This is a genomic window from Nonomuraea lactucae (assembly GCF_003313395.1).
Lineage (GTDB): Bacteria > Actinomycetota > Actinomycetes > Streptosporangiales > Streptosporangiaceae > Nonomuraea > Nonomuraea lactucae.
On record NZ_QNFZ01000086.1, the window covers coordinates 1 to 4,335 of the forward strand.

The 4,335-nt window shown below is 64.5% G+C and carries 1 protein-coding gene; it reads right to left on the reverse strand.

The genetic code is table 11. The features are described 5' to 3' along the window. The coding region (locus tag DQW85_RS47575) for an amino acid adenylation domain-containing protein (RefSeq protein WP_275888179.1) at nt 1-4,304 on the reverse strand (4,304 nt) is incomplete at its 3' end. Between the last annotated feature and the right edge of the window lie 31 nt (nt 4,305-4,335).

Genomic DNA, 4,335 nt, shown 5'->3' on the forward strand with positions numbered 1-4,335 from the left:
CGATGCACCCCCACCACCTCACCCGACACCACCCCACCCATCCCCCACCCCGACACCAACTCCCCCAACCCCACATCACGCACCAACACCCCACCACCACCCGCCACCACCCGCAAAACCCACTCAAACTGCCCCAACAACCGCTCAACCGTCGCCCCATCGAACGCCGCAGTGGAGAACTCCACCTGCACCAGCAACCGCTCTTCAAAGTCCACCGCGAAAAGCAGCGGATAGTGACCCTGCTCGAATGACTCCTCCGAGCCGAGTCCGAAGCTGTTTTCGATCGTGTCGCCGTTGTGTGGGTGTTCTCCTTGGGCCGATCCTGCGAACACCATGATGCTGTCGAACAGCGAGGAGCCGCGCGGGACCTCTGAACAGCGCTGGATGTCTGCCAGCGCGGAGTGCTCGAATCGCTGGAGGGCGATCTGGCCGTCCTGCAACTCGCGAAGCCAGTCAATGAACGGCACATCAGCCGGCACCCGAGCCCGCACCGGCAGCGTATTGATGAACAACCCCACCATCGATTCCATCCCGGCCAACTCCACCGGCCGACCCGAAACCGTCAACCCGAACACCACATCCCGCTCACCGCTATAACGCGACAACAACAACGCCCAACCCGCCTGAACCACCGTCCCCAGGGTGACCCGCGCCCGCCGAGCCAACCGCACCAAACCCGCGGTCACCTCACGCGACAACTCCAACCGCCGACGGTCCTGGTCCCAATGCCGAGTCGCCTGACGGTCCACCGGCAAAGGTGTCGCCGCCTCAAAGCCCGCCAGATACGACCGCCAGAACTCCTCCGCCTCCACCGCGTCCCGCTCCGCGAGCCAGGCCACGAAATCCCGGAAAGGCCGCACCGCGGGCAACTCCACCCGCCCACCCCGACATAACCCCTCATACGCCCGCAGCACCTCATCACATAACCCCTCATACGCCCGCAGCACCTCATCCAACACGATCGGCAGACTCCACCCGTCGATCGTCAGATGATGCATCGTCCACACCAGCCAATACCGATCCCCACCACGATCAACCAGATGCACCCGCATCAACGGCGGCACCGAGACATCGAACCCACGCTCGCGATCGGCGACTACCAGCTCCTCATACCGGGCCTGCTGCATCTCAGCATCGGCATGCGACCAGTCCAGCACCTCGAACGGCACCTGAACCGCCTCGTGGACCACCTGCACCGGCTCGGGCACACCCTCCCAGACGAACCCCGTCCGCAACGCCGCATGCCGCCCCACCACCACATCCCACGCCCGCCGCAACGCCGCGACGTCCAACCGACGCCCCGCCAACTCATGCAGCCCCTGAGCCACATAAACCCCCGACCCAGCGGGAGCCTCCAACGTGTGAAACAACATCCCCTGCTGCACCGGCGTCAACCGATACACATCCGCCACCGCAGCACCCGCCACCAGCCGATCCACACCCACCTGATCCAACCCAGCCAACGGAAAATCCGACGGAGTGAAACCACCCGCACCCGGCGACAAACAATGCGCGATCAACCCCCTCAACGCCCGCACATGAGCATCCGCCATCCCCTGCACACTCTCGGCCCGATACAACCCCGGATCGAAGCGCCACTCCAGCCCAACCCGGCCATCACCAGCCCGCACCGCCCGGATCTCCACCGCACACGAACGGCCCGGCACCTCCTCCAACACCTTCCGCGCCATCACCCCCGCCGACTCACCACCAGAAGACCAGGTGAGGAGAACGTCCGGCTCCGACATGTCATCGAGGTCAGTGGGATGGCGCAGCTGCTCCTTGACCGATTTGAGCACGCCTGCTGGATCACCGAGATTCTGTGAAGACAACATGATTGGGCGGATCGAAGTGAACCTGCCGACCGTCCGCGAGAGATCCATCCCCTCGGCCACCACCTCCCGGCCGTGACCCTCCACACCAACGGTCACCACCCCGCCGGCGCCCACCTCGCCGCCTAGGCTCTGCACCAACGCCGCCGCCAACACATCACCAACCAGCGTCCGATATGCCCCATGCACTCCCGACAACACCGCAGCACTCTCGTCAGCACCCAACCAAACCCGCACCACCTCATCGGCACCAGAGTCGACCGGCGGTTGCGTGTACGGCCCTTCCTCGACCACCCTCTCGGCCCACTGCTTGAACGAAGTTGTCTTCTCCGGCAACCCGTCACCTGCACAGACCCGGCTCAGATCCTCCAGCAAGATCTCCCATGACCGCTCATCCACCACCAGACCGTGGACCACCACCCCCAACCAAGCCGACCGCTCACCACGGTCGAACAACACCACTCGCAACACCGGACCATCAGCCAAATTCACCGACCCCCGCGCCGCCGCCATTTCCTCGTCGACCAACACGGCCAACTCCGCATCATCCATGCAGGCGGCATCCACCACAGAAAACAGCCCAGACGACACCTCGCTGGCGAGGATGTGCTGCAGCCACTCACCCCGTTCGGCGTCAAAAGCCACCCGCATCCGCAAAGCGTCATGGTGAGCCACCAACGCCTCCACCGCCCCCGCCAACAACCCCGCATCGGCACCGACCGTCAGCTCGAACACACCTGTTCGACACCACCCAACTCCAGCAGCACCCCGCCCGATCAACCAGCGCTGGACCGCCGTCAACGGCACCACACCGGAGACCACCGCCTGCTCCGCCACCACCACCGAAACATCACCGACCACCTGCCCAAGCTCAGCGACACTCTGCCGAGCAAACACATCCGCCACCTCAACCCGCAAACCCGCCGCCCGCGCCCCAGCCACAATCTGCAAACTCAGAATCGAATCCCCACCAAGATCGAAGAAGTTGTCCCTCACCCCCACCCGCTCCACACCCAGCACCTGCGACCAGATCTCCGCCAACACCACCTCGACCCGCGTGCGCGGCGGCACATACTCCACCCCCGCCACACTCACCCCCGGATCCGGCAACGCCCGCCGATCCACCTTCCCGTTCACCGTCAACGGCAACCCATCCACCACCACGAACACCGCCGGCACCATGAACTCCGGCAACCGCTCCCGCAAGAAGGCGCCCAGTCCGGCGGGCTCCTCTTCGCCGAGCCGGGAAGTCACATAGGCGACCAGCCGCTTGCCCGACGGGCCATCCTCACGCGCCACCACCACCGCATCGCGCACCTCCGGGTGCCCGGCCAGCACCACCTCCACCTCACCAGGCTCGACCCGAAACCCACGAATCTTCACCTGATCATCCACCCGCCCCAAAAACTCCAGCACCCCATCCCCCCGCCACCGCACCCGATCCCCCGTCCGATACAACCGCCCCCCACCACCCACAAACGGATCAGCCACAAACCGCTCCGCCGTCAAATCAGCACGCCCCACATACCCCCACGCCAGACCGGCACCACCAATCAACAACTCACCCGGCACACCCACCGGCACCACATTCAGCCACTCATCCACCACCACCACACGCGTACCCACCAACGGACGACCGATCGGCACCACCCCACCACCCACATCCCCCGACCCAAAACCAAACACCGAACTAAACGTCGTCCCCTCCGTCGGCCCATAGCACGCCACAAACACCAACCCAGGAAAACGCTCCCGAACCACCTCACAATGCGCCCCCGACAACGCATCACCACCAGCCAACAACAACCGCAACCCCTCAAAAACCTCCAACGACGACTCCACCACCTGATGAAACAACCCCGCCGTCAAATGCAACACCGAAACCCCAAACTCCCCCACAAACCCCACCACATCCACCACCCCATCCCCCGAAGCCACCGCCAACCTCGCCCCACACGACAACGCACCCCAAATCTCAAACGTCGACGCATCAAAAGTCACCGGCGCCAACTGCGCCACCACATCCCCCGGCTCAACACGCACACCAGCATCCACACACAAACGCACCACACCCCGCTGCGAAACCTCCACACCCTTCGGCACACCACTCGACCCCGACGTATACATCACATACAACGCATCATCGCCAACACCAGCCCCCCAACCAGCATCCACACCACACACCTCACCGCCGACCTCACCACACACCTCACCGCCGACCTCACCCAGATCCACCACCACCACACCAAACCCGTCCAACCGCCGCCCCCCACCACACACCACCACCGCGACCTGCGAATCCTCCACCACAAACCGAACCCGCGACTCCGGCCACCCCACATCCAACGGCACATAACACGCCCCCACCTGCACCACACCCAACATCGCAACCACAAAATCCACCCCCCGCTCCACAAACAAACCCACCCGCATCCCACGACGAACCCCAACCCGCCACAACGCCCCCGCCACCCCACCAGCACGACGATCAAGCTCCCCATAC